Origin of the sequence: Eikenella exigua (assembly GCF_008805035.1) — a bacterium.
GTDB classification, from domain to species: Bacteria; Pseudomonadota; Gammaproteobacteria; order Burkholderiales; family Neisseriaceae; genus Eikenella; species Eikenella exigua.
In genome coordinates this window covers 1-23,127 of sequence record NZ_CP038018.1, presented here as the reverse complement: position 1 = coordinate 23,127, position 23,127 = coordinate 1, and the positions used below count along the sequence as shown (strand labels likewise).

24 protein-coding genes and 4 tRNA genes are annotated in these 23,127 nt (G+C 52.5%); 9 read left to right on the top strand and 19 right to left on the bottom strand.

Features of this window, described 5'->3' with window-relative positions; genetic code table 11:
* Positions 1 to 71: 71 nt before the first annotated feature.
* The 15 genes from nusG to EZJ17_RS00070 all read right to left on the bottom strand — a co-directional run bounded on the left by nusG (position 72) and on the right by EZJ17_RS00070 (position 10,567).
* Positions 72 to 614: a transcription termination/antitermination protein NusG gene (nusG, locus tag EZJ17_RS00140; protein WP_067442424.1), complete on the bottom strand. Its 543-nt coding sequence runs from the start codon at positions 612 to 614 to the stop codon at positions 72 to 74.
* Positions 615 to 636: 22 nt separating this feature from the next.
* Entirely contained in the window at positions 637 to 1,080 is a 444-nt protein-coding gene (gene secE / locus EZJ17_RS00135; RefSeq protein ID WP_151085887.1) for a preprotein translocase subunit SecE, read from the bottom strand.
* A gap of 79 nt (positions 1,081 to 1,159) precedes the next feature.
* Positions 1,160 to 1,235: transfer RNA gene (locus tag EZJ17_RS00130), tRNA-Trp, on the bottom strand.
* A 7-nt stretch (positions 1,236 to 1,242) separates the two neighbouring features.
* The gene (gene tuf / locus EZJ17_RS00125; protein ID WP_067442335.1) at positions 1,243 to 2,427 is read right to left on the bottom strand and encodes an elongation factor Tu; all 1,185 of its coding nucleotides are present in this window, start codon (positions 2,425 to 2,427) and stop codon (positions 1,243 to 1,245) included.
* Positions 2,428 to 2,465: 38 nt separating this feature from the next.
* Positions 2,466 to 2,540: transfer RNA gene (locus EZJ17_RS00120), tRNA-Thr, on the bottom strand.
* Between the two features lie 13 nt (positions 2,541 to 2,553).
* A tRNA-Gly gene (locus tag EZJ17_RS00115) sits at positions 2,554 to 2,627 on the bottom strand.
* A 30-nt stretch (positions 2,628 to 2,657) separates the two neighbouring features.
* A tRNA-Tyr gene (locus EZJ17_RS00110) sits at positions 2,658 to 2,741 on the bottom strand.
* A 105-nt stretch (positions 2,742 to 2,846) separates the two neighbouring features.
* Positions 2,847 to 3,104, bottom strand: a complete 258-nt coding sequence (locus EZJ17_RS00105) for a YfhL family 4Fe-4S dicluster ferredoxin (RefSeq protein ID WP_067442337.1) — start codon at positions 3,102 to 3,104, stop codon at positions 2,847 to 2,849.
* A 137-nt stretch (positions 3,105 to 3,241) separates the two neighbouring features.
* On the bottom strand, positions 3,242 to 3,814 hold the full coding sequence (gene rsmD, locus EZJ17_RS00100; RefSeq protein WP_067442421.1) for a 16S rRNA (guanine(966)-N(2))-methyltransferase RsmD: 573 nt from the start codon (positions 3,812 to 3,814) through the stop codon (positions 3,242 to 3,244).
* 170 nt (positions 3,815 to 3,984) lie between these two features.
* Positions 3,985 to 4,296: a 30S ribosomal protein S10 gene (rpsJ, locus tag EZJ17_RS00095; RefSeq protein ID WP_002642322.1), complete on the bottom strand. Its 312-nt coding sequence runs from the start codon at positions 4,294 to 4,296 to the stop codon at positions 3,985 to 3,987.
* Positions 4,297 to 4,313: 17 nt separating this feature from the next.
* Positions 4,314 to 5,498, bottom strand: coding sequence for an elongation factor Tu (gene tuf / locus EZJ17_RS00090; protein ID WP_067442335.1), 1,185 nt, complete (start codon positions 5,496 to 5,498; stop codon positions 4,314 to 4,316).
* Positions 5,499 to 5,631: 133 nt separating this feature from the next.
* The gene (gene fusA / locus EZJ17_RS00085; protein WP_067442333.1) at positions 5,632 to 7,737 is read right to left on the bottom strand and encodes an elongation factor G; all 2,106 of its coding nucleotides are present in this window, start codon (positions 7,735 to 7,737) and stop codon (positions 5,632 to 5,634) included.
* Positions 7,738 to 7,755: 18 nt separating this feature from the next.
* A complete protein-coding gene (rpsG, locus tag EZJ17_RS00080) occupies positions 7,756 to 8,229 on the bottom strand; it encodes a 30S ribosomal protein S7 (RefSeq protein WP_023887596.1) in 474 nt (157 codons plus the stop codon).
* 117 nt (positions 8,230 to 8,346) lie between these two features.
* Positions 8,347 to 8,718, bottom strand: coding sequence for a 30S ribosomal protein S12 (gene rpsL / locus EZJ17_RS00075; protein WP_003824684.1), 372 nt, complete (start codon positions 8,716 to 8,718; stop codon positions 8,347 to 8,349).
* Positions 8,719 to 9,031: 313 nt separating this feature from the next.
* Complete coding sequence (locus EZJ17_RS00070; protein WP_067444296.1) at positions 9,032 to 10,567, bottom strand: helicase HerA-like domain-containing protein; 1,536 nt, start codon at positions 10,565 to 10,567, stop codon at positions 9,032 to 9,034.
* 445 nt (positions 10,568 to 11,012) lie between these two features.
* On the opposite strand from EZJ17_RS00070, the gene pyrB reads away from it, so the two are divergent.
* The 9 genes from pyrB (at position 11,013) to EZJ17_RS00025 (ending at position 17,532) form a co-directional block, all read left to right on the top strand.
* Positions 11,013 to 11,933 (top strand): aspartate carbamoyltransferase, encoded by a 921-nt coding sequence (gene pyrB / locus EZJ17_RS00065; protein ID WP_151085885.1) that lies wholly within the window; start codon positions 11,013 to 11,015, stop codon positions 11,931 to 11,933.
* 528 nt (positions 11,934 to 12,461) lie between these two features.
* Positions 12,462 to 13,358, top strand: a complete 897-nt coding sequence (locus EZJ17_RS00060) for a glycoside hydrolase family 16 protein (RefSeq protein WP_082886587.1) — start codon at positions 12,462 to 12,464, stop codon at positions 13,356 to 13,358.
* A gap of 69 nt (positions 13,359 to 13,427) precedes the next feature.
* Positions 13,428 to 13,886, top strand: a complete 459-nt coding sequence (gene pyrI, locus EZJ17_RS00055) for an aspartate carbamoyltransferase regulatory subunit (protein WP_151085880.1) — start codon at positions 13,428 to 13,430, stop codon at positions 13,884 to 13,886.
* A gap of 119 nt (positions 13,887 to 14,005) precedes the next feature.
* Entirely contained in the window at positions 14,006 to 14,482 is a 477-nt protein-coding gene (locus tag EZJ17_RS00050) for a hypothetical protein (RefSeq protein ID WP_067444304.1), read from the top strand.
* A gap of 123 nt (positions 14,483 to 14,605) precedes the next feature.
* Entirely contained in the window at positions 14,606 to 15,298 is a 693-nt protein-coding gene (gene pgl / locus EZJ17_RS00045; protein ID WP_067442317.1) for a 6-phosphogluconolactonase, read from the top strand.
* A 205-nt stretch (positions 15,299 to 15,503) separates the two neighbouring features.
* The gene (gene gltS / locus EZJ17_RS00040; RefSeq protein WP_067442315.1) at positions 15,504 to 16,739 is read left to right on the top strand and encodes a sodium/glutamate symporter; all 1,236 of its coding nucleotides are present in this window, start codon (positions 15,504 to 15,506) and stop codon (positions 16,737 to 16,739) included.
* Positions 16,740 to 16,925: 186 nt separating this feature from the next.
* Positions 16,926 to 17,135 carry a hypothetical protein gene (locus EZJ17_RS00035; protein ID WP_151085878.1) on the top strand — a complete coding sequence of 70 codons (210 nt, stop codon included), beginning with the start codon at positions 16,926 to 16,928 and terminating at the stop codon, positions 17,133 to 17,135.
* Entirely contained in the window at positions 17,051 to 17,353 is a 303-nt protein-coding gene (locus EZJ17_RS00030; protein ID WP_082886585.1) for an acetamidase/formamidase family protein, read from the top strand. The genes EZJ17_RS00035 and EZJ17_RS00030 overlap by 85 nt, the downstream gene beginning before the upstream one ends.
* Entirely contained in the window at positions 17,353 to 17,532 is a 180-nt protein-coding gene (locus EZJ17_RS00025) for a hypothetical protein (RefSeq protein ID WP_067442312.1), read from the top strand. Before EZJ17_RS00030 ends, EZJ17_RS00025 begins: the two co-directional genes overlap by 1 nt.
* 72 nt (positions 17,533 to 17,604) lie before the next feature.
* Here the strand turns inward: EZJ17_RS00025 and EZJ17_RS00020 are convergent, their stop codons facing one another.
* The 4 genes from EZJ17_RS00020 to dnaA all read right to left on the bottom strand — a co-directional run bounded on the left by EZJ17_RS00020 (position 17,605) and on the right by dnaA (position 23,127).
* A complete protein-coding gene (locus EZJ17_RS00020) occupies positions 17,605 to 19,422 on the bottom strand; it encodes a tetratricopeptide repeat protein (RefSeq protein ID WP_151085873.1) in 1,818 nt (605 codons plus the stop codon).
* 379 nt (positions 19,423 to 19,801) lie between these two features.
* Positions 19,802 to 20,365 carry a methyltransferase family protein gene (locus EZJ17_RS00015; RefSeq protein ID WP_067442306.1) on the bottom strand — a complete coding sequence of 188 codons (564 nt, stop codon included), beginning with the start codon at positions 20,363 to 20,365 and terminating at the stop codon, positions 19,802 to 19,804.
* 110 nt (positions 20,366 to 20,475) lie between these two features.
* On the bottom strand, positions 20,476 to 21,579 hold the full coding sequence (dnaN, locus tag EZJ17_RS00010) for a DNA polymerase III subunit beta (protein ID WP_067442304.1): 1,104 nt from the start codon (positions 21,577 to 21,579) through the stop codon (positions 20,476 to 20,478).
* Between the two features lie 15 nt (positions 21,580 to 21,594).
* On the bottom strand, positions 21,595 to 23,127 hold the full coding sequence (gene dnaA / locus EZJ17_RS00005) for a chromosomal replication initiator protein DnaA (RefSeq protein WP_067442303.1): 1,533 nt from the start codon (positions 23,125 to 23,127) through the stop codon (positions 21,595 to 21,597).

Here is a 23,127-nt window from a genome sequence, read left to right as displayed (position 1 = left end):
AGAAATTCTGCTCCCCAAAAAATCAAGCCGTATATTATAAATAAAATCCTACTTATTGCCAAGCAATCAGGCTAAATCTTCTCTACCTGACTAAAATCCAATTCAACTGGCGTTTCTCGACCAAAAATTTGCACCAAAACTCGCAACTTATTGCGTTCATAATCAACAACATCAACCAACCCATTAAAATCAGAAAATGGGCCTTCGCTCACCCTAATCTGCTGCCCCACCACAAACTCAACTCGCGGCCTAGGCTTTTTCTCAGAACCAGCAACATCCGACACTTGGGACATGATCGCATCAACTTCTCGCTGAGAAATTGGCAAGGGCCTATTAGCCATACCTCCAATAAACCCATTAACCCTGGGCGTACTCTTAACCAAGTGCCATGACTCATCCGTCATTTCCATCTCTATTAACACATAACCTGGAAAAAATTTACGCTCACTAACCGTCTTCCGGCCATTCTTAATACCAACAACTTCCTCAACTGGCACCAGAATCTGACCAAAAAGCCCCTCCATCCCCTCTCTCGCAATCCGCTCCTTTAAAGTTTTCTGAACATTCTTTTCAAATCCAGAATATGCTTGGATAACATACCAATCTTTAGCCATTCTCTCGACACCCCCCTGCAAATTACGTACTTTGCGTAAATAACCACACTAAAAAAGAATCTACCAGCCACAAGAATAAAGTCAGCACAGCCGTGAACACTAAAACAAAAAATGTATTCCGCCAAGCCTCATTTTTAGGCGGCCAAACAACTTTCTTAATTTCTACAACAGAATCTTTGATATATCGAATTAAACTAGGACTGGCATCACACCAAAAGAGAACAATTAATCCAGACAGCAACAACGGAACTCCTAAAATAGTGCCTCGCACATACAGCGGCTGTTGGGACAAAAATGAAAAGCCAATCACCCCCCCGGCAACTAAGACAGCTGCCAAACATAATTTAGCGACATTTTCTCTTCCAGTCTTTCGCTGAACATCCCGCCTTCGATCACGCAACTCCTGGCGAGACTGTTTCAGCGAGGCTACCGCCATCTCTTTTACCTTCTGCTTACGATCACTCATTTGCAACCACCCTAAATTTCATATTTTTCTATTTAATATAAAACAAAAGACTAACCGGTTGGCCGGTTAGTCTTTCTTTTGGCAGGCCAGGAGGGTCTCGAACCCCCAACCCTCGGTTTTGGAGACCGATACTCTACCAATTGAGCTACTGGCCTCTACCCTTTAAGCAATCACGGAAGCCACCACACCGGCACCTACCGTACGACCACCTTCGCGAATTGCAAAGCGCAGGCCTTCTTCCATAGCAATCGGAGCAATCAACTCTACGATGATTGTTACGTTCTCACCGGGCATGACCATTTCCACACCAGGCTCCAGCTCTACGGCACCGGTTACGTCAGTGGTACGGAAGTAGAATTGGGGGCGGTAGTTGGCAAAGAACGGGGTGTGACGACCTCCTTCTTCTTTGCTCAGCACATATACTTCGGCTTTGAATTTGGTATGCGGGGTAATAGTGCCGGGTTTGGCCAACACTTGCCCGCGCTCCACTTCTTCGCGTTTGGTACCACGTAGCAGTACTCCTACGTTATCGCCTGCCCGGCCTTCGTCCAACAACTTGCGGAACATTTCCACACCAGTACAGGTAGTTTGCTGGGTGGGCTTCAGACCAACGATTTCGATCTCTTCACCCACCTTGATAATACCGCGCTCTACACGACCGGTTACCACGGTACCGCGACCAGAGATAGAGAATACGTCTTCAATCGGCAACAGAAAAGGTTTGTCTACGGCGCGCTGGGGAGTGGGGATGTAACTATCCAGAGCGGCGGCCAGTTCGAAGATTTTTTCTTTGTAGCCAACATCTCCCTCGAGGGCTTTGAGGGCGGAACCTTGTACGATCGGGCAGTCGTCGCCAGGGAAATCATAGCTGGAGAGCAGATCGCGGACTTCCATCTCAACCAGTTCGAGCAGTTCGGCATCATCTACCATATCGCATTTGTTCATAAATACGAGAATGTAGGGTACGCCTACCTGACGGGCAAGCAAGATGTGTTCGCGGGTCTGCGGCATGGGACCATCGGCAGCGGACACCACCAGGATAGCGCCGTCCATCTGGGCAGCACCGGTAATCATGTTTTTTACATAGTCGGCGTGACCAGGACAATCTACGTGAGCATAGTGACGGGTCTCGGTTTCATATTCTACGTGAGCAGTGTTAATAGTAATACCGCGAGCTTTTTCTTCCGGGGCGTTGTCAATCTGGTCATAAGCCTTGGCCTGACCACCGAATTTTTCGGCCAAAATGGTGGTCAATGCTGCTGTCAGTGTGGTCTTACCATGGTCAACGTGACCAATGGTACCAACGTTTACGTGCGGTTTGCTACGTTCGAATTTTTCCTTAGCCATGGCAATTTCCTATGTAGTTAAACAAGTAAAAAATGAGGTGGTGCCCATGGGCAGATTTGAACTGCCGACCTCTCCCTTACCAAGGGAGTGCTCTACCCCTGAGCTACATGGGCTTTAAAAATTTATTGGAGCGGGCGAAGGGAATCGAACCCTCACTGTAAGCTTGGAAGGCTTCTGCTCTACCATTGAGCTACACCCGCCCTTAATGCCCCAAGCAATAGCAATAGTATTGGTGGTGGGAGAAGGATTCGAACCTTCGAAGCTCTCGCAACAGATTTACAGTCTGCCCCCTTTGACCGCTCGGGAATCCCACCAAAAGAGAAAATAAATATAGCGGTTTTCCCAACCGCTCGTCAAGCAAAATTTGCCCGTCTTTCTAAAATTAACTGCAAATCAGTATTTTTAATTGGAATTCTAGCTTATCCCCCTTTCAACAAAATAATCTTTTCATACTTAGCACGCAGCTGTTCTTCAGTTTCTGGATGCTCTTCATCAATCAAAATACAGTCCACCGGACACACCTGCTGGCATTGTGGCTCATCGTAATGTCCAATACACTGTGTGCACAGATTCGAATCAATCTCGTAAATTTCCTCACCCTGTGAAATGGCATCATTCGGGCACTCCGGTTCACACACATCACAATTGATACACTCATCGGTAATAACAAGAGACATGCTTTCCTCTTAATATTTATTCTTCTAAAATTATCCAAAATTAAAGAGTGAGATTATAGCATAAGCCCTCCTTCAGGCAGCCTACACCCTTAGCAAGACATAAAGTTTTCTTCTTTGATAACAATTATTAAAGCCACTTATTCCCACTCCTTCTTGAGCAGTGCATACTTACTCAAACCCGATCGTCCTACGTTCAATTCCAACAAATAATCAGGCCAAACAGGCAAATCTCCTGCTTCAACATATATATATGCACCACTATGCAAATGCCGCTGCAAGCGCATAAACAGTTTAGCCCATTCTCGCCAAGTAAATGGCGGATCTAAAAACACCACATCAAACTGCTCATGTGTTTTTGACAAATATTCAAAAGCATCAAGTGCTCGAACTTCCATCTTTTCGGATAGTCTCAATTCTTGTATTTGCTGTTGTAAACTTGCTGCAGTCCGCCGATTATTTTCTACCAGCACAACCCGTTTCACCCCTCTCGAAATAGCCTCAAAGCCCAGCGCCCCGCTACCAGCAAACAAGTCCAGCACCGTTCGGCCTGTTAACTCGTGTCTCAACCAGTTGAATAAACGCTCACGCACGCTATCGGCGGTTGGACGTAGACCTTCTGCATTTGCAAATCGGATTTTCCGCCCACGCTGCTCACCGCCAATGATGCGGATTTGATTTTTGTGTTTGTTGTGCATGTTGTGTTTTTGCATATCTATTCCACAAAGAATACGTAGAATCCATAGCTGGTTATTTTTAATAATACAGCTAAACATTTACTTTTTCATATAGTGTCAATTTACTTTACCTTGTCAAGTAAACCTCTTAACCACAAAAAGCCGAACAGAGACTCCGTTCGGCTTCGATATTATCTGCAAGTAGATTACTGAACCTTGATTTCCACATCCACCCCGGCCGGCAAATCCAGCTTCATCAATGCATCGGTAGTTTTATCAGTCCAATCTACAATATCCATCAAACGCAGATGAGTACGGATCTCCAACTGCTCGCGTGAGGTTTTGTTCACGTGCGGAGAACGTAGGATATTGAAACGCTCGATTTTGGTCGGTAGTGGAATCGGACCTTTTACTACAGCACCAGTGCGCTTGGCGGTTTCAACGATTTCCTGAGCAGAACGGTCAATTAGGCTGTAATCATAAGCTTTCAGACGGATACGGATTTTTTGATTTGCCATTTACTCGATATCCTTCTTTAAGCAATCACGGAAGCCACCACACCGGCACCTACCGTACGACCACCTTCGCGAATTGCAAAGCGCAGGCCTTCTTCCATAGCAATCGGAGCAATCAACTCTACGATGATTGTTACGTTCTCACCGGGCATGACCATTTCCACACCAGGCTCCAGCTCTACGGCACCGGTTACGTCAGTGGTACGGAAGTAGAATTGGGGGCGGTAGTTGGCAAAGAACGGGGTGTGACGACCTCCTTCTTCTTTGCTCAGCACATATACTTCGGCTTTGAATTTGGTATGCGGGGTAATAGTGCCGGGTTTGGCCAACACTTGCCCGCGCTCCACTTCTTCGCGTTTGGTACCACGTAGCAGTACTCCTACGTTATCGCCTGCCCGGCCTTCGTCCAACAACTTGCGGAACATTTCCACACCAGTACAGGTAGTTTGCTGGGTGGGCTTCAGACCAACGATTTCGATCTCTTCACCCACCTTGATAATACCGCGCTCTACACGACCGGTTACCACGGTACCGCGACCAGAGATAGAGAATACGTCTTCAATCGGCAACAGAAAAGGTTTGTCTACGGCGCGCTGGGGAGTGGGGATGTAACTATCCAGAGCGGCGGCCAGTTCGAAGATTTTTTCTTTGTAGCCAACATCTCCCTCGAGGGCTTTGAGGGCGGAACCTTGTACGATCGGGCAGTCGTCGCCAGGGAAATCATAGCTGGAGAGCAGATCGCGGACTTCCATCTCAACCAGTTCGAGCAGTTCGGCATCATCTACCATATCGCATTTGTTCATAAATACGAGAATGTAGGGTACGCCTACCTGACGGGCAAGCAAGATGTGTTCGCGGGTCTGCGGCATGGGACCATCGGCAGCGGACACCACCAGGATAGCGCCGTCCATCTGGGCAGCACCGGTAATCATGTTTTTTACATAGTCGGCGTGACCAGGACAATCTACGTGAGCATAGTGACGGGTCTCGGTTTCATATTCTACGTGAGCAGTGTTAATAGTAATACCGCGAGCTTTTTCTTCCGGGGCGTTGTCAATCTGGTCATAAGCCTTGGCCTGACCACCGAATTTTTCGGCCAAAATGGTGGTCAATGCTGCTGTCAGTGTGGTCTTACCATGGTCAACGTGACCAATGGTACCAACGTTTACGTGCGGTTTGCTACGTTCGAATTTTTCCTTAGCCATGAGCTAATTCCTTTTCATATAAAGATCGATTATAAAGAACAAAAGCTACCTGAAAATCGGCTTCATCACCTGAAATGGTTTTCAGGTAGCCTGAAATGGCTGCCCATCTCAACGGACAGCCTAGATTGCAAAGTTAACCTTTGCGGTCTGCTACAACTTTCTCTGCTACATGAGCCGGAGCTTCTGCATATTTCTTGAACTCCATGGTGTAGGTGGCACGACCCTGGGTAGCTGAACGCAGGTCGGTTGAGTAACCGAACATTTCAGCCAACGGTACTTCGGCACGAACTTTCTTACCGCCAATACCATCGTCGTCCATACCCAGTACGACGCCACGGCGACGGTTCAAGTCGCCCATCACATCACCCATGTATTCTTCCGGGGTTTCCACTTCTACAGCCATAATCGGCTCCAGCAGAACCGGAGCGGCCTTACGCATACCGTCTTTGAATGCCATAGAAGCGGCCAATTCAAACGCGATTTGCGAAGAGTCCACATCGTGGTAAGAACCAAAAGTCAGACGAACGCGGACATCTACCACCGGATAACCGGCCACGATACCGTTTTGCAGCGTATCACGGATACCTTTATCGACAGACGGAATGAATTCGCGAGGAATCACACCACCTTTGATTTCATCGACAAATTCGTAGCCTGCGCCGCCCGGCTCCATCGGTTCCATTTTGATCACAACGTGACCATACTGACCTTTACCGCCAGACTGTTTAACGTGTTTAGCTTCGGATTCCACTTCTTTACGGATGGTTTCGCGGTAGGCTACCTGGGGTGCACCCACATTAGCCTCCACACCAAACTCACGCTTCATGCGGTCCACGATAATTTCCAAGTGCAGCTCGCCCATACCAGAGATAATGGTTTGGCCAGACTCTTCATCAGTGCGCACACGGAAAGACGGGTCTTCTTTGGCCAAACGGTTCAGAGCGATACCCATTTTCTCTTGGTCGGCCTTAGTTTTCGGCTCAACGGCAATGTGGATTACCGGCTCGGGGAATTCCATGCGTTCCAAGATAATCGGAGCATTTTCTGCACACAGAGTTTCACCAGTGGTTACGTCTTTCAAACCAATAGCAGCAGCGATGTCGCCAGCACGTACTTCTTCAATCTCAGTACGATCAGCGGCAGTCATCTGCACCAAACGGCCGATACGCTCACGAGTGCCTTTAACAGAGTTCAGTACAGTGTCACCAGATTTCACCACACCAGAGTAAACACGGATAAAGGTCAGCTGACCAACGTATTTATCATTCAGCATCTTGAAAGCCAAAGCGGAGAATTTCTCGTCATCGCTGGCTTGGCGGCTGTCGGCTTCTTCGGTATCAGGGTTAACACCTTGAACCGGAGGAATATCGGTCGGAGCAGGCAACAGTTCAACCACAGCATCCAGCATACGCTGAACACCTTTATTTTTAAATGCAGAACCGCACAACATCGGCTGGATTTCACCGGCCAACGTACGCTGACGCAGCGCGCCAACGATTTCTTCTTCAGACAGCTCTTCACCGCCCAAGTATTTGTCCATCAGCTCTTCGCTGGCTTCGGCAGCGGCTTCGATCATATTCTGACGCCACTCTTCGGCAGTCGGAACCAAATCAGCCGGGATATCGCCATATTCGAAAGTTACGCCTTTGTCGGCTTCATTCCAAATAATAGCTTTCATCTTCAGCAAGTCCACCACGCCTTCGAATTTATCCTCGGCACCAACCGGAATCACGATCGGCACAGGATTGGCGCGCAGACGGGTTTTCATCTGCTCAACTACGCGGAAGAAGTTGGCACCTTGACGGTCCATTTTGTTTACAAATGCCAAGCGCGGAACTTGGTATTTGTTGGCTTGGCGCCACACAGTTTCAGACTGAGGCTGCACACCACCTACCGCACAGTAAACCATTACTGCGCCATCCAATACACGCATAGAACGCTCCACCTCTACGGTGAAGTCAACGTGTCCGGGAGTATCAATGATGTTGAAGCGATGCTCAGGGAACTGCTTCGCCATACCAGACCAATAGGAAGTTACCGCAGCAGAGGTAATGGTGATACCACGCTCTTGCTCTTGTTCCATGTAGTCGGTAGTAGCCGCACCGTCATGCACTTCGCCCAACTTGTGGGTCAAGCCAGTGTAGAACAGGATACGTTCGGTAGTGGTAGTTTTACCCGCATCGATGTGGGCAGAAATACCGATATTACGGTACAAATTAATCGGGGTTTTACGAGCCATTTCAATCGCCTTTCAAAATTAGAAGCGGAAGTGAGAGAAGGCTTTGTTGGCTTCAGCCATGCGGTGTACTTCTTCACGTTTTTTCATGGCACCGCCACGGCCTTCGGCAGCATCAATCAGCTCACCGGCCAGGCGCAAATCCATGGATTTTTCGCCACGTTTGCGGGCTGCGTCGCGCACCCAGCGCATTGCCAAGGCCAAACGGCGGGAAGGACGAACCTCAACAGGAACCTGGTAGTTGGCACCACCAACACGGCGGCTTTTCACTTCCACGATGGGTTTGGCATTGTCGATGGCTTCGTTAAACACTTCGATTGCTTCTTTGCCCTGTACTTTCTTGGCAATTTGCTCCAGAGCACCGTACACGATGCGCTCGGCAACCGATTTTTTACCGTCAACCATCAAGACATTCATAAACTTGGTCAGTTCAACGCTGCCGAACTTCGGATCCGGCAATACGTCGCGCTTGGGGACTTCTCTACGTCTTGGCATTTCAATTTCCTTTAATCTATTCAGCTGGGATAATTCCCGCGAATGCCCATTGGGGAGCATTCACTTACTCGGCCGGCTTATATCAGCAATAACGGCCGACGTGCCTGTATTAAAAAATTATTTCGGGCGTTTAGCACCGTATTTGGAGCGTGCCTGTTTGCGATCTTTCACGCCGGCAGTATCCAAAGAACCACGAACAGTGTGGTAGCGCACACCCGGCAAGTCTTTCACACGACCGCCGCGGATCAGCACCACGCTGTGCTCTTGCAAGTTGTGGCCTTCACCGCCGATATATGAAATCACTTCAAATCCGTTGGTTAGGCGCACTTTGCACACTTTACGCAAAGCAGAGTTCGGTTTTTTCGGAGTAGTGGTGTACACACGGGTGCATACGCCGCGTTTTTGCGGGCAGGCTTCCAATGCGGGCACCTTGTTTACGTACTCGGGCTTTTTGCGACCCTTGCGTACTAACTGATTAATAGTTGGCATATTTTCTCGTCCTGTTGAGTTAATATTTGCCGACACCATGCCGGCAAGAGCGGAATTATAGTTCTTTTGCAAGCAGTGGGTCAATGGCAGCAGCGGAATATACCTTAGCTTTTCGTGGTTTACGGTCGGAGCTGTTGTTTTCTGCACAGAAGCAGAGAGGCTCTCCGCATCAACCGACAAACAACGAGGCTACCTGAAACCATCCTAGTCGGTTTTCAGGTAGCCTTTTAATACTCTATATAAAGCATCTGCTTTTGGCTTGGCCGAGTCTCTGTTTCTAGCAGCAAACCCGGCTACAACTTTCAGGTAGCCTTTACTTTATCGCGCTGCGGATCACTCCCATAATGCTGCGGGTAATGCTGCGGGTGATCTGCTTGTTCACCTGACTGCCGAGCGAATCGGCCAAATCGTAGCCCAAGCCTTGGTTGGCGCGTTTGCGGCTGCCGAATAGGCCGCCGAGGAAACCGTCCAGCACGCCGCCTTTGTTGCTTTCAGCTTTTTGGGCAGACGCGGCTGCAGCATTTTGCGCTTTGGCTTCGGCTTCTGCCTGAGCGGCGGCGGCCTGTTCCTGCTCCAGCTGCTGCAAGGCTTCGTAGGCGGAGAAGTTGTCCACCGCATCTTTATAGTGCCGGTAAAGGATGTCGTTTTGGAAGCGGCTGTTGCGCTCAGCGGCAGAAAGCGGAGCAAGCTGGGATTGCGGCGTTAGCACGAAGGCGCGCTCCACAATACCGGGCATGCCTTTTTCATCAAGGAAAGACACCAGCGCCTCACCCACGCCCAATTCAGTAATCTCCTGCGCCACATCGAGATTCGGATTGCTGCGGAAGGTTTCGGCAGCGGCACGCACGGCTTTTTGATCGCGCGGGGTAAAGGCACGCAGGGCGTGCTGCACGCGGTTACCGAGCTGGCCAAGCACAGTGTCGGGCAAATCGAGCGGGTTTTGGGTAACGAAATAGACACCCACGCCTTTGGAACGGATCAGGCGCACCACTTGCTCAACTTGCTTGAGCAGGGTGTCGGCGGCGTTGTCGAACAGCAAATGAGCCTCATCGAAGAACATGACGAATTTGGGTTTGTCTAAATCACCGGCTTCGGGCAGGGTTTCAAACAGTTCGGCCAAAAACCACAGTAAGAACGCGCTATAGAGGCGCGGCGAACGCATTAGTTTTTCGGCATTTAGAATATTGATTACACCCTGTCCGCCTTCGGTTTGCAGCCAGTCTTGCAGATTAAGCTCCGGCTCGCCGAAAAACATATCGCCGCCCTCGCTTTCCAGCTGCAACAGCTGGCGCTGAATAGCGCCGACGCTGGCGGCGGAAACGTTGCCGTATTGGGTGCGGTATTCCTTGGCGTGCTCAGCCACGTATTGCAGCATGCCGCGCAGGTCTTTCAAATCGATCAGATGCCAGCCTTTGTCGTCGGCAGCTTTGAATACCAGGTTGAGCAGACCTTCCTGCGTGTCATTCAACCCCATCAGGCGGGAGAGCAGCAGAGGGCCCATTTCGGAAATGGTTACGCGCACGGGAATGCCGGTTTCGCCGTATACATCCCAAAAACGCACCGCGCAGCCTTTCAGGTAGCCTTCCGCATCCAGCCCGAATTGGGCCATGCGCTCGCCCACCTTGCCCTGCCCGTCGCCCGGGTTGGCGATGCCGGAGAGATCGCCCTTCACATCGCTCATAAACACGGGAATGCCTTGCGCGCTGAAGCCTTCGGCCATTTTGCGCAGGGTAACGGTTTTGCCCGTGCCGGTGGCGCCGGCAATCAGGCCGTGGCGGTTGGCCATCTGGCCGAGCAAGAATAAATCGCGGCCTTCGGCCACGGTTTTGGCAATGTGGAATTCAGCCATTGCGCCTCTCCAACTGAAAAATTGATAACGGGCGATATTGTAACGGAATTGTGGCGTTTGACGGCAAATTTGTTTGGCTGCGGAGAGAGCATATTTTCAGGTAGCCTGTTGCGCCAGCATAAGGCTACCTGAAAGCACTCACTGCCACGAAGTATTAAAGAAGTGAAAACTGCTCCTCCAAATTTTCAGGCAACCTGATTGCCAATTTTAAAGGAGCTCGCTGAAAGTATGCGGCTGTCTGAAATATATACAGTGGATTTAAATTAAGAATGAGACAAGGCGGCGAGCCGCAGACAGTACACTCGATGCGGCAAGGCAAGCCAACGCTGTCGCATTCTTAATTTTGATTCACTATAGCAGCCAGACCTCCCCACTGTTTTCAGGTAGCCTCTTCCCGGCAAACAGCGCATAATACGCCCGTTTGCCAACCCGCCTGGAGCCACCCATGCCCAACCCACTCTACGGCCAGCACCTCATCTCCATCCCCGACCTGAGCAACGAACAGCTCGAATGCCTGCTGGATACTGCCCTACGCCTCAAGCGCGAACCGCGCCGCAACCTGCTTGAAGGCCGGCTCATCGGCTCCTGCTTCTTCGAGCCCTCCACCCGCACCCGCCTCTCCTTCGAAACCGCCGTGCAGCGGCTCGGAGGTAAAGTTATCGGCTTTTCCGACGGCGCCAACACCAGCGCCAAAAAAGGCGAAACCCTGGCCGACACCGCCCGCATCATCTCCAGCTACACCGACGCCATCATCATCCGCCACCCCAAAGACGGCGCCGCCCGCGTGCTTGCCGAATTCTCCGCCGTGCCCGTCATCAACGCTGGCGACGGCACCAACCAGCATCCCAGCCAAACCCTGCTCGACCTCGTTACCATCCAAGAAACCCAAGGCCGGCTGGACAAGCTCGTTATCGCCATGGCCGGCGACCTCAAATACGGCCGCACCGTCCATTCCCTCGCCCAAGCCATGAAACGGCACCAAGCCGAATTCATCTTCGTCTCCCCGCCCAGCCTCGCCATGCCCGACTACATCACCGAAGAACTCGACGAAGCCGGCTGCCGCTACCAAATCCTGTCCAGCCTCGAAGAAGCCGCCCGCCACGCCGACATCCTCTACATGACCCGCGTGCAGCGCGAACGCTTCGACGAGCAAGAATTCGCCAAAATCCAAGGCAAATTCAACCTCGAAGCCGCCACCCTCGCCCAGGCCAAACCCAACCTGCGCGTACTGCACCCTCTGCCCCGCGTCGACGAAATCCATCCCAACGTGGATGGCACGGTTTATGCTTATTATTTTGAACAAGCAAAAAACGGTGTATTCGCACGCATGGCCATGCTGTCATTAGTGTTAAACGAAATAATCTAACCCCGGTATCTAGACAGACTGCCTAAAAGCCGATCCCCTAACAAAAGTAATATAAAGGCTGCAAACCGGCCTGATTTGCGGTGCTGGCGAACATCATCGACTTGCTTGAATGACTAAATTCTGTCTAGCAAAGGAATTTGAATAATGCACGTAAAAAACATGTTAGCCGTTATGTGCCTGGGCGTACTGGCCGGCTGCGGTGACGGCAAAAGCAGAGATGGACAATCAGTACAGTCGATACGATTTGCCAACGGCAGTGGCAGTTCAGGGCAATCATTGACAATGTCCGTCCCTATGAAGCAACAGAGACAGAATCAAGAGCAACCTCAAAATCAGCCACAACCGCAGCCTCCGCAACCGCAGCCTCCGCAACCGCAGCCTCCGCAACCGCAGCCTCCGCAACCGCAGCCTCCGCAACCGCAGCCTCCGCAACCGCAGCCACAGCCCCCTTCCAACGGTTGCGAAAGTGCGACTGATGCGTCAGGACAATGGCGCAGCCTCAAGTGTTATGAGTTTAAAGATAATAATGTGCCAAATGATTGGGAGGCAAAAACCATACTCAACCATTTAGGCAGCCACCTCTCTTATCTTCCCGGAAATATTGGATTCGTAAATAATGATTTCGCCAGAATTACCACACGCCGCCATTGCGTGCGGAATGACAGCGAAGCCCTAACCGACAGCAACACCAGGGAAACACCCTGCCAGGCCGGTGAGAAAACCAAATACTCAAGCGGCAGATTGGAATCCAAACCCATAGTTGATGCCAGCAAACCCTTCCGCGCCGAAATCCGCGCCCTAATCAACTGGAACGGCTCAAGAGGCATGCGCACGGCGCTATGGATGCGCAATAGCGAAACCTTGCAAAATTGCGGCAGCAACCCTGCTGCCAACGACCCCTATGGTGAGCTCGATATTCTCGAGTGGTATTCCTCTGCACGGGCATATGCTTGGTCCTCAACACATGCCAGCTGTTTCTATAGCCACAAAAGGAGCTCTTGGCGTACGCGCGTTTTCGCACACCGTTTGGAACAGCACATCAACCGGCAAGCCACACCGTTAGATGGCGAGTGGCATGTATGGGCAATCGAGTTTGACGGCCAGAAAGTGCGCTACTATCTAGACGGTAAGCTCATCCCCGTGTCCCACTACACAGTGGACGACAACACCACAGTGGATGTGATCGACCGCAGCCGCACCGACGAATCAGGTGGCTACCCTTCCACCATGCCGGATGAAGACTTTGCAAAACTCAACGTTAACCGCCAAATGCTGGATCAGATATTCAGAACCAAAGGCCCTTGGTATTTCATTCTGAATGACTACGCGGAATGGGAAGACAAGCTCAAGCCACCACGCCCCACCGATAACTTCCGCATCCAAACCACCTTGATCGACTACGTGCGGCTGTATCAGAAAAACTAACCCAGCTCTTGCAGGCTACCTGAAATTTCAGGTAGCCTGTATTCCATCCAATCCCCATCGGAAATCCAAATGGACAAGAAAAGACTCAGCGTCGAAGCCATCGAAAACGGCACCGTTATCGACCACATCCCCGCCGGCCTCGCCCTCACCATCCTACGCCAATTCAAACTGTTGCGCGAAGGCTGCGCCGTAACTGTTGGTTTCAACCTGCCCAGCAAACGGCATGGCCGCAAAGACATCATCAAAATCAACGGTATCAGGCTCAACGAAGCCGCCGCCAACCGCCTCGCCCTGTTCGCCCCCGAAGCCACGGTGAACCTCATCGCTAACTTCAAAGTCGAACAAAAAATGCCGCTCAGACTGCCCGAAACTATCAGCGAAGTCTTCCGCTGCCCCAACCTCAACTGTGCCAGCCACAACGAACCTGTTTCCAGCCGCTTCTACGTGCGCCGCCCGGGCGGCCAAACCCGCCTCAAATGCCACTACTGCGAAAAAACCTACGACCGCAGCCTCGTGGCCGAAGCTTGAAACAGCAGGCATAGCAAAAGCTATCTGAATTTTTCAGGTAGCCTCTATATTAGGCAAACACCCTCATCCCAAAATATAATTTGATCAATCTACATACTTAACTAAAAAGGAGAACCACCATGAATTCTGACGAACGCTACCACGCCCCGCAAAGTGAAGGCCTCGGCTCGGGCACCGGCCAAGAAGCCCCTGAGCTGTGGAACCCAAACGTCGCTGCCTGCTGGTCGCTGCTATTTTCGCCCGTATTCGGTGCAGCACTGCATATGCTCAATGCCCGCGCCATGGGCGACAAAGAATTGGAAAAACTGAATAAAGGTTTCTTGTGGGGCATGGTGGTCGTTATCCTAGTAGCCATTCCAGTCATCCTCATTTTCGATATTGCCAACAATGTTCTCAGCATTGCGCTGTTGGGTGCTTGGTATGGTGCAGTGGGGCGCAAGCAAGTGACGCTGGTCAAAGATAAATTCGACACGAATTACCCGCGTCGCTCGTGGGGCAAGCCGATATTGTTCGGCATTCTCGGCGTGGGAGGGTTGTTCTTATATGCCAGCGTTGTTGTCTTTATACTTATACTGATGGGTGCGCCCTCTTCATAACGAAGACGGCTGTGTTTCCCTAACATTTTATTTTAGTCTTTCAGGTAGCTTCTTGAAAAAGGCTACCTGAAAATTTGTTCCGCCTGGTTTTCCTTTTCCCTATAGACTACCCGAAAGACTACTATGACCCTCACCTGGCACACCTTTCCCACTCCCGCCGCCCAAGCTACTGCACTAGCCGAAGCCGTGGCCGGCAGACTGTGTCGATACCTGCAGGTGCAAAGCCGCGCTGTGCTGGCCGTATCTGGCGGCCGCTCGCCCGTAGCATTTTTTGAAGCCCTGGCACAGGTAAAACTAGATTGGCTGAACGTTATCGTCACTCTGGTGGACGAACGGCTCGTGCCGCCACAGCACCCCGACAGCAATGCCGCACTGGTGCGCCGCCACCTGCTGCAACACGCTGCCGCAGCCGCCCACTTCCTACCGCTGGTGAATGAACAAACCGATGTGTCCGACCCCGCCGCCGCCCTGGCCGAAACCGAGGCCGGCTTTCCCATGCCCGACATCGCCGTGCTCGGTATGGGCACGGACGGCCACACCGCCTCGCTGTTCCCGCAAGCCCCGCAGCTGGCCGCAGCCGTGTCGCCCGACTGCCGCACCAAACTGGTGCACACCAGCCCGGTTACCGCTGCACACGAACGTATCGGCATGAGCCTAAACACGCTCGCCGCCGTACCGCAGCTGTTTTTGTCGATTCAGGGCGCAGACAAACGTGCCTTACTGGAACAGGCTGCCGCCACGGCCACGAGCGAATATCCCATTAGCCTGCTGCTGCACCAAACAAACGTACGCTGCGAAGTGTATTACATCGATTGAAACGGCGGGATCGGTAACAAGCTTTCATGCCCGGCCATGCCATGCTGAAAGGCTACCTAAACTTTTCAGGTAGCCTTCTTCTATTGCAAAAAACAATCCATAGTCTTTGACAATTTTTAACCGCTATCCTAATATTTGTCCGAGGCCTGCTGGCGAACAACAGGCCTGTATTTAATTGTTTCTTTATTTTCAATGGGGATAAGCCATGATAGAAGTGAACAGCTACTACACCCTGATTGCGGCCACTTTGGTGCTGCTATTAGGCAAACTGATGGTTAGCAAAATCAAATTTCTGCGGGATTTTAACATTCCCGAACCGGTGGCGGGCGGCTTGGTGGCAGCCATCTGCCTGTTTAGTCTGCATAAATTTACAGGCATCGGTTTCCAGTTCCAAAAACCACTGCAAGATGCGTTTATGCTGATTTTCTTCACCTCCATCGGCCTGAGCGCGGATTTCTCCCGTCTGAAAGCCGGCGGCATTCCATTGGTGGTGTTTACTGCCATCGTGGGCGCATTTATCTTTATTCAAAACGCTATCGGCGTGGGCTTAGCCAGTGCCTTCGGCCTACACCCGATGACCGGCCTGATTACCGGCTCCATCACCCTCACTGGCGGCCACGGCACGGCAGCTGGCTGGGCGCCCGATTTAGTCAAATACGGCGTACCTGCCGCAGCCGAGCTGGGCTTGGCTTCGGCCACCTTCGGCCTAGTAGCCGGCGGCTTAATCGGCGGCCCAGTTGCTCGCCGCCTCATCAACAAAATGGGGCATAAACCCTTGGATTCCGAAACCGTACAGGCTGAACACCTGCGCTGTGCCGACGACGATCCGGACAACAACACCGACAATATGTTTGAACGCGCCGAGCAAACCCGCCTGATTACCGCCACCTCGGCTATCGAAACCCTGGCCATGTTTGCCGCCTGCCTCTCGTTTGCCGAAATCCTGGACGGTATCGACAAACAATATCTATTTGATCTGCCTAAATTCGTGTGGGCACTGTTTGGCGGCGTGGTATTGCGCAACGTATTGGTGAGTGCATTTAAATTCAATATGTTCGACCGCGCCATCGATGTGTTCGGCAACGCCTCACTCTCACTCTTTCTGGGCATGGCGCTGCTGAACCTACAACTATGGCAACTCACTGGTTTAGCAGGGAAAGTTACTATAATCCTACTGATTCAAACCATAGTGATGATTCTGTATGCCACCTTTGTTACTTATGTATTTATGAACCGCGACTACGATGCCGCCGTACTGGCTGGTGGCCACTGTGGCTTTGGCCTCGGTGCCACCCCCACGGCCGTGGCTAATATGCAGTCCATCACCGAACACTTCGGCCCTTCGCACAAGGCCTTCCTGATTGTGCCGCTGGTGGGTGCGTTCTTCGTGGACATCATCAACGCGCTGATTTTATCGGGCTTCGTGAACTTCCTGAAATAAGCCGCCCCGATGTGAGCAAACGGCATCCAACGGCCGAGTGTGTTTCGAAACCTGCGACTACTTCACCGACCAAATCCAACCCCCCGCCGACACCTTCGACCATCTCAACTGGAACCGCATCAATCCCACCACCAGACTCCTGTTTGTGAAAGGCGCCGAGCCGAGAGGCTCCCTACCGGCACAGGCATGGCCGGCAATCGGCTGGAACGCGGACGCATCAACATCGTGCCGTGGAGGACGGCCACATTGTCTTGTTTGGCTAAAGTGCGCCTGCCGCCCAACCCGATGATCGGCGTTATCGGTACCGCACAATCAACTGTGGCACGCCTGATGCACACGGCGGCAATATTGGGATCGAAACCATCGCCAAAGGCACCACATTCCTCTTGCCGATAAATGTGCCCGGCGCACTGCTGGCCATGGGCTATTTACATGCTGGCATGAGCGGCGGCAAGGTGGGCATCTCTGGCTTGGAAATCAAAGGTGTGATGGAAGTGGAAGTGAGCGTCATCAAAAGCCACCTCTATCCCCTGCCACTAGCCGTTACCACCGACTGCTGTACACCATCGCCTCCAGCCCCGATTTGGACCAGGCCACCGAAACCGCCACCCTAATGGCCACCGGCCTACTCACCGCCCACGGCGGGCTCGACACCAACCAAGCCATCGCCCTGCAAAGCATCGCCGGCGATTTGCAGATTTGCCAAGTGGTCGATCCCAACAAAACCTGCTGCTTCGCCATGCCGCGCACGGTAACGGAACAATTAAGGATGGAGAGGATGGAGTTGCCGTAACACATTTGGCCTAGGGCTAAACAGCAAAAGGCTACCTGAAAACGGAAAAACTGTTTTCAGGTAGCCTTTGGTTTATTGGCTGCTGTTGTTGCCTTCGCTGCTAGTTTTCCCGCTTGAAGACGGGAGGATTACATTGAGGCGTTGCAGGGTTTCCTGCAATACGGGTTTATCACCACCTTTGCGCTGGGCGGCCTGCCAGATAACGATGGCTTCGTTTTTGCGGCCGAGTGTCCACAGCACTTCGCCAAGATGGGCTGCCACTTCGGCTTCGGGCAGTTTGGCGTGGGCGCGCTGCAAATATGGCAGGGCGGCTTGAGGTTGGCCTTGCTTGAACAGCACCCAGCCCATGCTGTCTTGGATTTCGGGCGAATTGGGGCAGCGCTGCAAGGCTTGTTCAATATAGCGGCGCGCCTGGGCCAGGTCGGGGTTGGGCAGGGAGAGCATGGTGTAGCCGAGGGAGTTGAGGATATCGGGATTTTTGGGCACGAGTTCTTGTGCCTGTTTGAGGTCGGCTACGGCTTTCTCGGGTTGTTGTAGGCGGTCGGCATACAGGATGGCGCGCTGCTCGAGGATGATGGCGATCATGGCGGGCGGGGCGGAGTTGTCGCTGTAGCGGCGATAGAGGCTACGGATGCTGTTGAGGGCTTCGGCAGGCGGCTGCTCGCGGGCGATGCGCAGGTGGGCAACAAGGAGGTCGTCGGCATTGAAGATGGCATTGCTGCGGCCAGCCGATACAATGGATTCGGCACACAACAGGGCATCTTCGGCTGCCGGCCAGTTTTTCTCGGCCTCGGCAATGCGCGCTTCTAGGATGTGTTTGTCGAACTGGGCTTCGGGGGCGCTGGCGCGGTTGAGCCAGTTGCGGCTTTCGGCTATGTTTTTGTCTTCAATCAGGCGCATAGCGGCAAGCAAGGCGGCGCGGCTTTTCTGCTGCTGGGTGCCGTGCAGGTAGGCTTTTTCAAAGTAGTTTACGGTAGTAGCCACGGGCTCTTTGCGACGCACAGAGAGGATGCCGGCTTGAATATAGAGGTCGGCATCGGGAGTTTTGGCCAGCATATTTTGCAGCAGTCGGTAGGCTTCTTCTTCGCGTTTGGCGGCGATGAGGGATTCTACTTGCAGGTTTTGCCACATGAGGGAGAGGTGGCGGCTGTCAGCGTGGCGGAAGAAGTATTCGAGTACTTCAGGCTGGCGCTGGGCAATCAGGCGCAGGGTGATGCCAGTAATGGGGCGGATGTCGCTGTCGAGGTGGGAGAGTCGGCGCAGGGCAGCGTTGGCATTGGCCGTGCGGTTGGCGTGGGCGGAATAAATGGCATCGGTAATGGCGGCCTCAGCCAGGCCGGGGAAGCGGCCGGCGGCTTGGTGCACGAGGCGGGCGGTTTGCGCATCAGCGGCTTCAGGATGATAGAGGGCAAGCTGGGACATGCGCAGAAAGATGTTGCGCATGCGGTGGCGGTCGGTTTGGGTGAGGATTTCGGGCAGGCCGGCGCGCACAGTGGCGATATCACCTTTGGCAGCGGCTACAATCCAGTGCATACGTTTTTGCTCAGTAGAGGGGTTGGGCTCAGCTTCCTGCCAGCGCTCAAGCACTTGCTCGGCCAAGCGGACATCGGCGGAGAAGGCGATTTCTACGGCGCGTTCGGCCACGGCGGGGTCGTTGGTGCGACGGAACAGGCGCATATAGGCAGCGAGGGCTTCGCTGCCTTTGCCTTGCTGGAGGGCAATCTCGGAGGAGAAGGCCGTCATCAGATTGTTGGCGCGGTCGATGATTTGGCGGTGGGTAAGCGGGGTTTGCGAACCAGGTTTGCGCGGTGCGGGCGCGGCTTGGGCAGCTAATGGCAGCAGGAGGGTGGCGAGAGCGAGGGCGCAGATACGGGAATGCCGTGAAGACATGGTGGTTCCTTAGAATGGGTGTGCGGTGGCGAGGCTACCTGAAAGCAGGACTTCAATGAAAGCTAAACCGCGAAGGGCGGAGTTTATAACGCAATCACGGACTGCTTACCAAAAGTCAAGCTTTTAGAGAGGATGGTTTGATTGTTTGTGTTCAAAGCGGGGCTACTTTACTTACTTGCTCCGGCAGCTCGATAATGTTTCCGCGCATATCTTTAATCGTCTTCGGTTCATTTGCGGTGGCTTTTAGACAAAGCGTTAGAAACAAAGTGCCGTCGAGTGCCAAATTTTCTTTACGAAGATACTCTTTCTTTAGTATTGAAATCTTATAAAACATTTAGGGTTGTGGCACTGCGGTGTACCCTAGGGGTTTATTCACCCCTTATTTAAATAAAAAATATCTCGGCGTCTTGTGCTTATACTCCAAATACTCCTGCCCATAAATTTGCTCGCAGTAGCGCTCCTCGCTTAGGACTAAGAGGTGGTTATACAAAACAAACGGCACTAGCACTATCAATAACCACAGCGATACCGAAGCGATGCAAACGCCCGCCATACCGAGGAAGAAAAAGAGATACATCGGATTGCGCGACAGGCGGTAGATGCCGCCTTGTGCGGCTTTGTCCACAGATGCCGCCGCATAATCGTAAAATGCCTTGATGAAGCCCGCAAAAGCCGCTACATAAATCACCGATCCGATCCAAAACCACACGGTGCCTGCTTTAAGCGGCACGAACACCGACAAAATAAGCAACACCACTTGTAGTAGCGTGCTTATGATCGCATTTCGTCTATCTTCGGCGCCGTACCACGAGGTATCTGTGGCACGCCTGCCGACCTCTTTATAGATAAACATATACACGAATTGTATCAGCACCATCGCAAATGAGGGTATCCAAGCGCCCACTAAGCTAGGCTCAAGCGTCGTAAAAAATGAAATTCCCATGGGCGCTCTTTTCGCATTTATTTAAATAAAATTTTTACCACCATCTTGCGGTTTGAACTTCGTTGAAGTTTCGCTTTCAGGTAGCCTCTGCCGGTATCAAGCGACACAGCTTAAATGCGCATCGGCATCACGATGTATTTGAAATCAGCGTTGTCGGGGATGGTAAACAGGGTGGAGCGGTTGGCATCGCCGAAGGCCAGTTGGATGTCTTCGGCATGCACGTTGCGTAACACGTCCATCAGATAATTGATGTTGAAGCCCACCTCCAGCTCTGCGCCCTGATAGGCGATTTCCAGCTCTTCACGCGCTTCTTCCTGTTCGCTGTTGCTGCACAACACGCTCAGCAGGCCGGGGCGCAGCTGTAGGCGCACGCCGCGGAATTTTTCGTTGGCCAAAATGGCAGCACGTTCCAGCGCACCCAAGAACGGCTGGCGGCCAAGCAGGAAGATTTTGTCGTTATCTTGCGGGATCACACGGTTGAAATCGGGGAACTTGCCGTCCACCACTTTGCTCACCACTACGGTGTCGTTGCAGCGGAAGCGCACTTGGTTGTTCAAGAGCTCCACGGTAACGGGTTCTTCCGGGCGGTTGAGCAGTTTGAACAGCTCGAGTACGGTTTTACGCGGCAGGATCACTTCGGCTTTGGGCAAGTCGGCATCAATCACGGCGGCGGAGTAGGCCAAACGGTGTCCGTCGGTGGCTACCAAGCGCAGATTGCTGCCTTCCACCTGCATCAACAATCCGTTGAGATAATAGCGAATGTCTTGCACGGCCATGGCGTATTGCACTTGCGAGAGCATATTGCGGAAGGTTTCCTGCGGCAGGGTAAAGGCGGAAACCACTTCTTCGCCGATGCTCATCAACGGGAAATCTTCGGCCGGCAAGGTTTGCAGGGCGAAGCGGGATTTGCCGGCCTTAAGGGTAAGGCGGTTTTGCGCCCAATCCAGCACCACAATCGCGCCTTCGGGCAGGGCGCGCAGGATGTCTTGCAGTTTTTTGGCATTGGTGGTGATGCGGAAGTCTTCGGCATCGGTGTGCGGGCCATGGGTGTGGATTTGGATTTCCAAATCGGTGGCCAAAATATTGGTTTGCCTGCCGGTGCGCTCAATCAGCACGTTGGAGAGAATCGGCAAGGTGTGCTTGCGCTCCACAATGCCGGTAACGGCTTGCAGCGGTTTGAGCAGGGTGTCGCGCTCGGCTTCTAAAATCAACATACAGATTCCTTAGGTTTAATTTTTGATTATAATCAATAGTTTTTCGTAATCTTGGGCAATTTCGGCATCTTCCTGCCGCAATTCGTCGGCCTTTTTCACGGAGTTGAGCACCGTGCTGTGGTCGCGGCCGCCGAAGGCTTTGCCGATGTCTTCGTAGCTGTGGGTGGTCAGCTCGCGGGCAAGTTTGATGGCCAGATGGCGCGGACGGACGATGCTTTGCGCGCGCTTTTTGCCGATAAGGTCGGCGGTGCGGATACCGTAATATTTGGCCACCGCATCCATAATCAACGGCAGGTTAATCGGCTTGAAGTTGCCGGCCACAATATCTTGCAGGGCTTCGGTGGCCAGCTCCACATCAATCGGTTTGTGTTCGAAGCGGCTGCGCGCTTCCACCCGCTTAAACGCACCTTCCAGTTCGCGCACGTTGGAACGGATATGGGTGGCGATGAAAAAAGCGGCTTCTTCTTTTAATTCCACTCCCACGGAATCGGCTTTTTTCTGCAAAATCTCCACCCGCATTTCCAATTCCGGCGGCTCCAACTCCAGCGTCAAACCCCATGAAAAACGGGATTTCAGGCGGTCGTCCATGTCGTCGATTTTGGTGGGCAACACATCGCAGGTAAGGATAATCTGTTTTTTGTGGTGGTGGCAATGGTTATACAGGTGGAAAAACTCTTCCATGCTGCGGTCTTTGCCTTTGATGAACTGGATGTCGTCGATAATGAGGAAATCGTAGGGCTTGTATTGCTGGCGGAAGGCATCGTGGGCATGGTTACGGAAAGCCTGAATCATGCCGCGCACGAAATCTTCAGCATGCATATAGTAGACCTTGGCTTCAGGTTTGAGGCGCAAAAGCTCGTTGCCTACGGCCTGCGCCAGATGGGTTTTGCCCAGGCCGGTACTGCCGTATAAAAAGAATGGGTTGTAGTTTTTGCCAGGATTTTCGGCAATGGAACGGGCAGCGGCCACTGCTAAGCGGTTGCCTTTACCTTCCACCAAGGTGTCGAAGGTATATTCCGGCGACAAATTGGTTTGCGCATAGTGTTGCTGCTGCCGCTCTTCGCGTTTGGCAATGGGTTTGGCCCGGGCGGACTTGGCTTCTAGTTTGGTCGGTACGGATTGCTTAGCCGGCTCGACCTGCGGGTTGATGCCCAAACTCTCTAAGCGGAATTGCACAATTTCTAGGGCGCTGCGTTTATCGGCATGTTGCGAGGCAGCTGATTTACTAACTTGCTCGGTTGGCGCAACAGCTTTGGCAGCATACGCCGGCGGTGGATTGCCTGCCGGAGCATAGTGTTTGCCTTCCCCTTGCTCGAACAGCAGTGTGGGTGTGTTTTCAGGTAGCCTTTCCGCCAGCAGCTTGCCGATTTTGGCAGCATAGCGAGAGCGCAACATATTCAATACAAAGCGGCTGGGTGCGTACACCACCCATTCGCCACCCGCCCCTTCGCCCACGCCCAAGGGCGCAATCCAGCTTTGATACTGTTTGGCGGGCAGAGTGTGGCGCAAATGATGCAGACAGTGTGGCCAGAATTGGTCGAGCGTCAT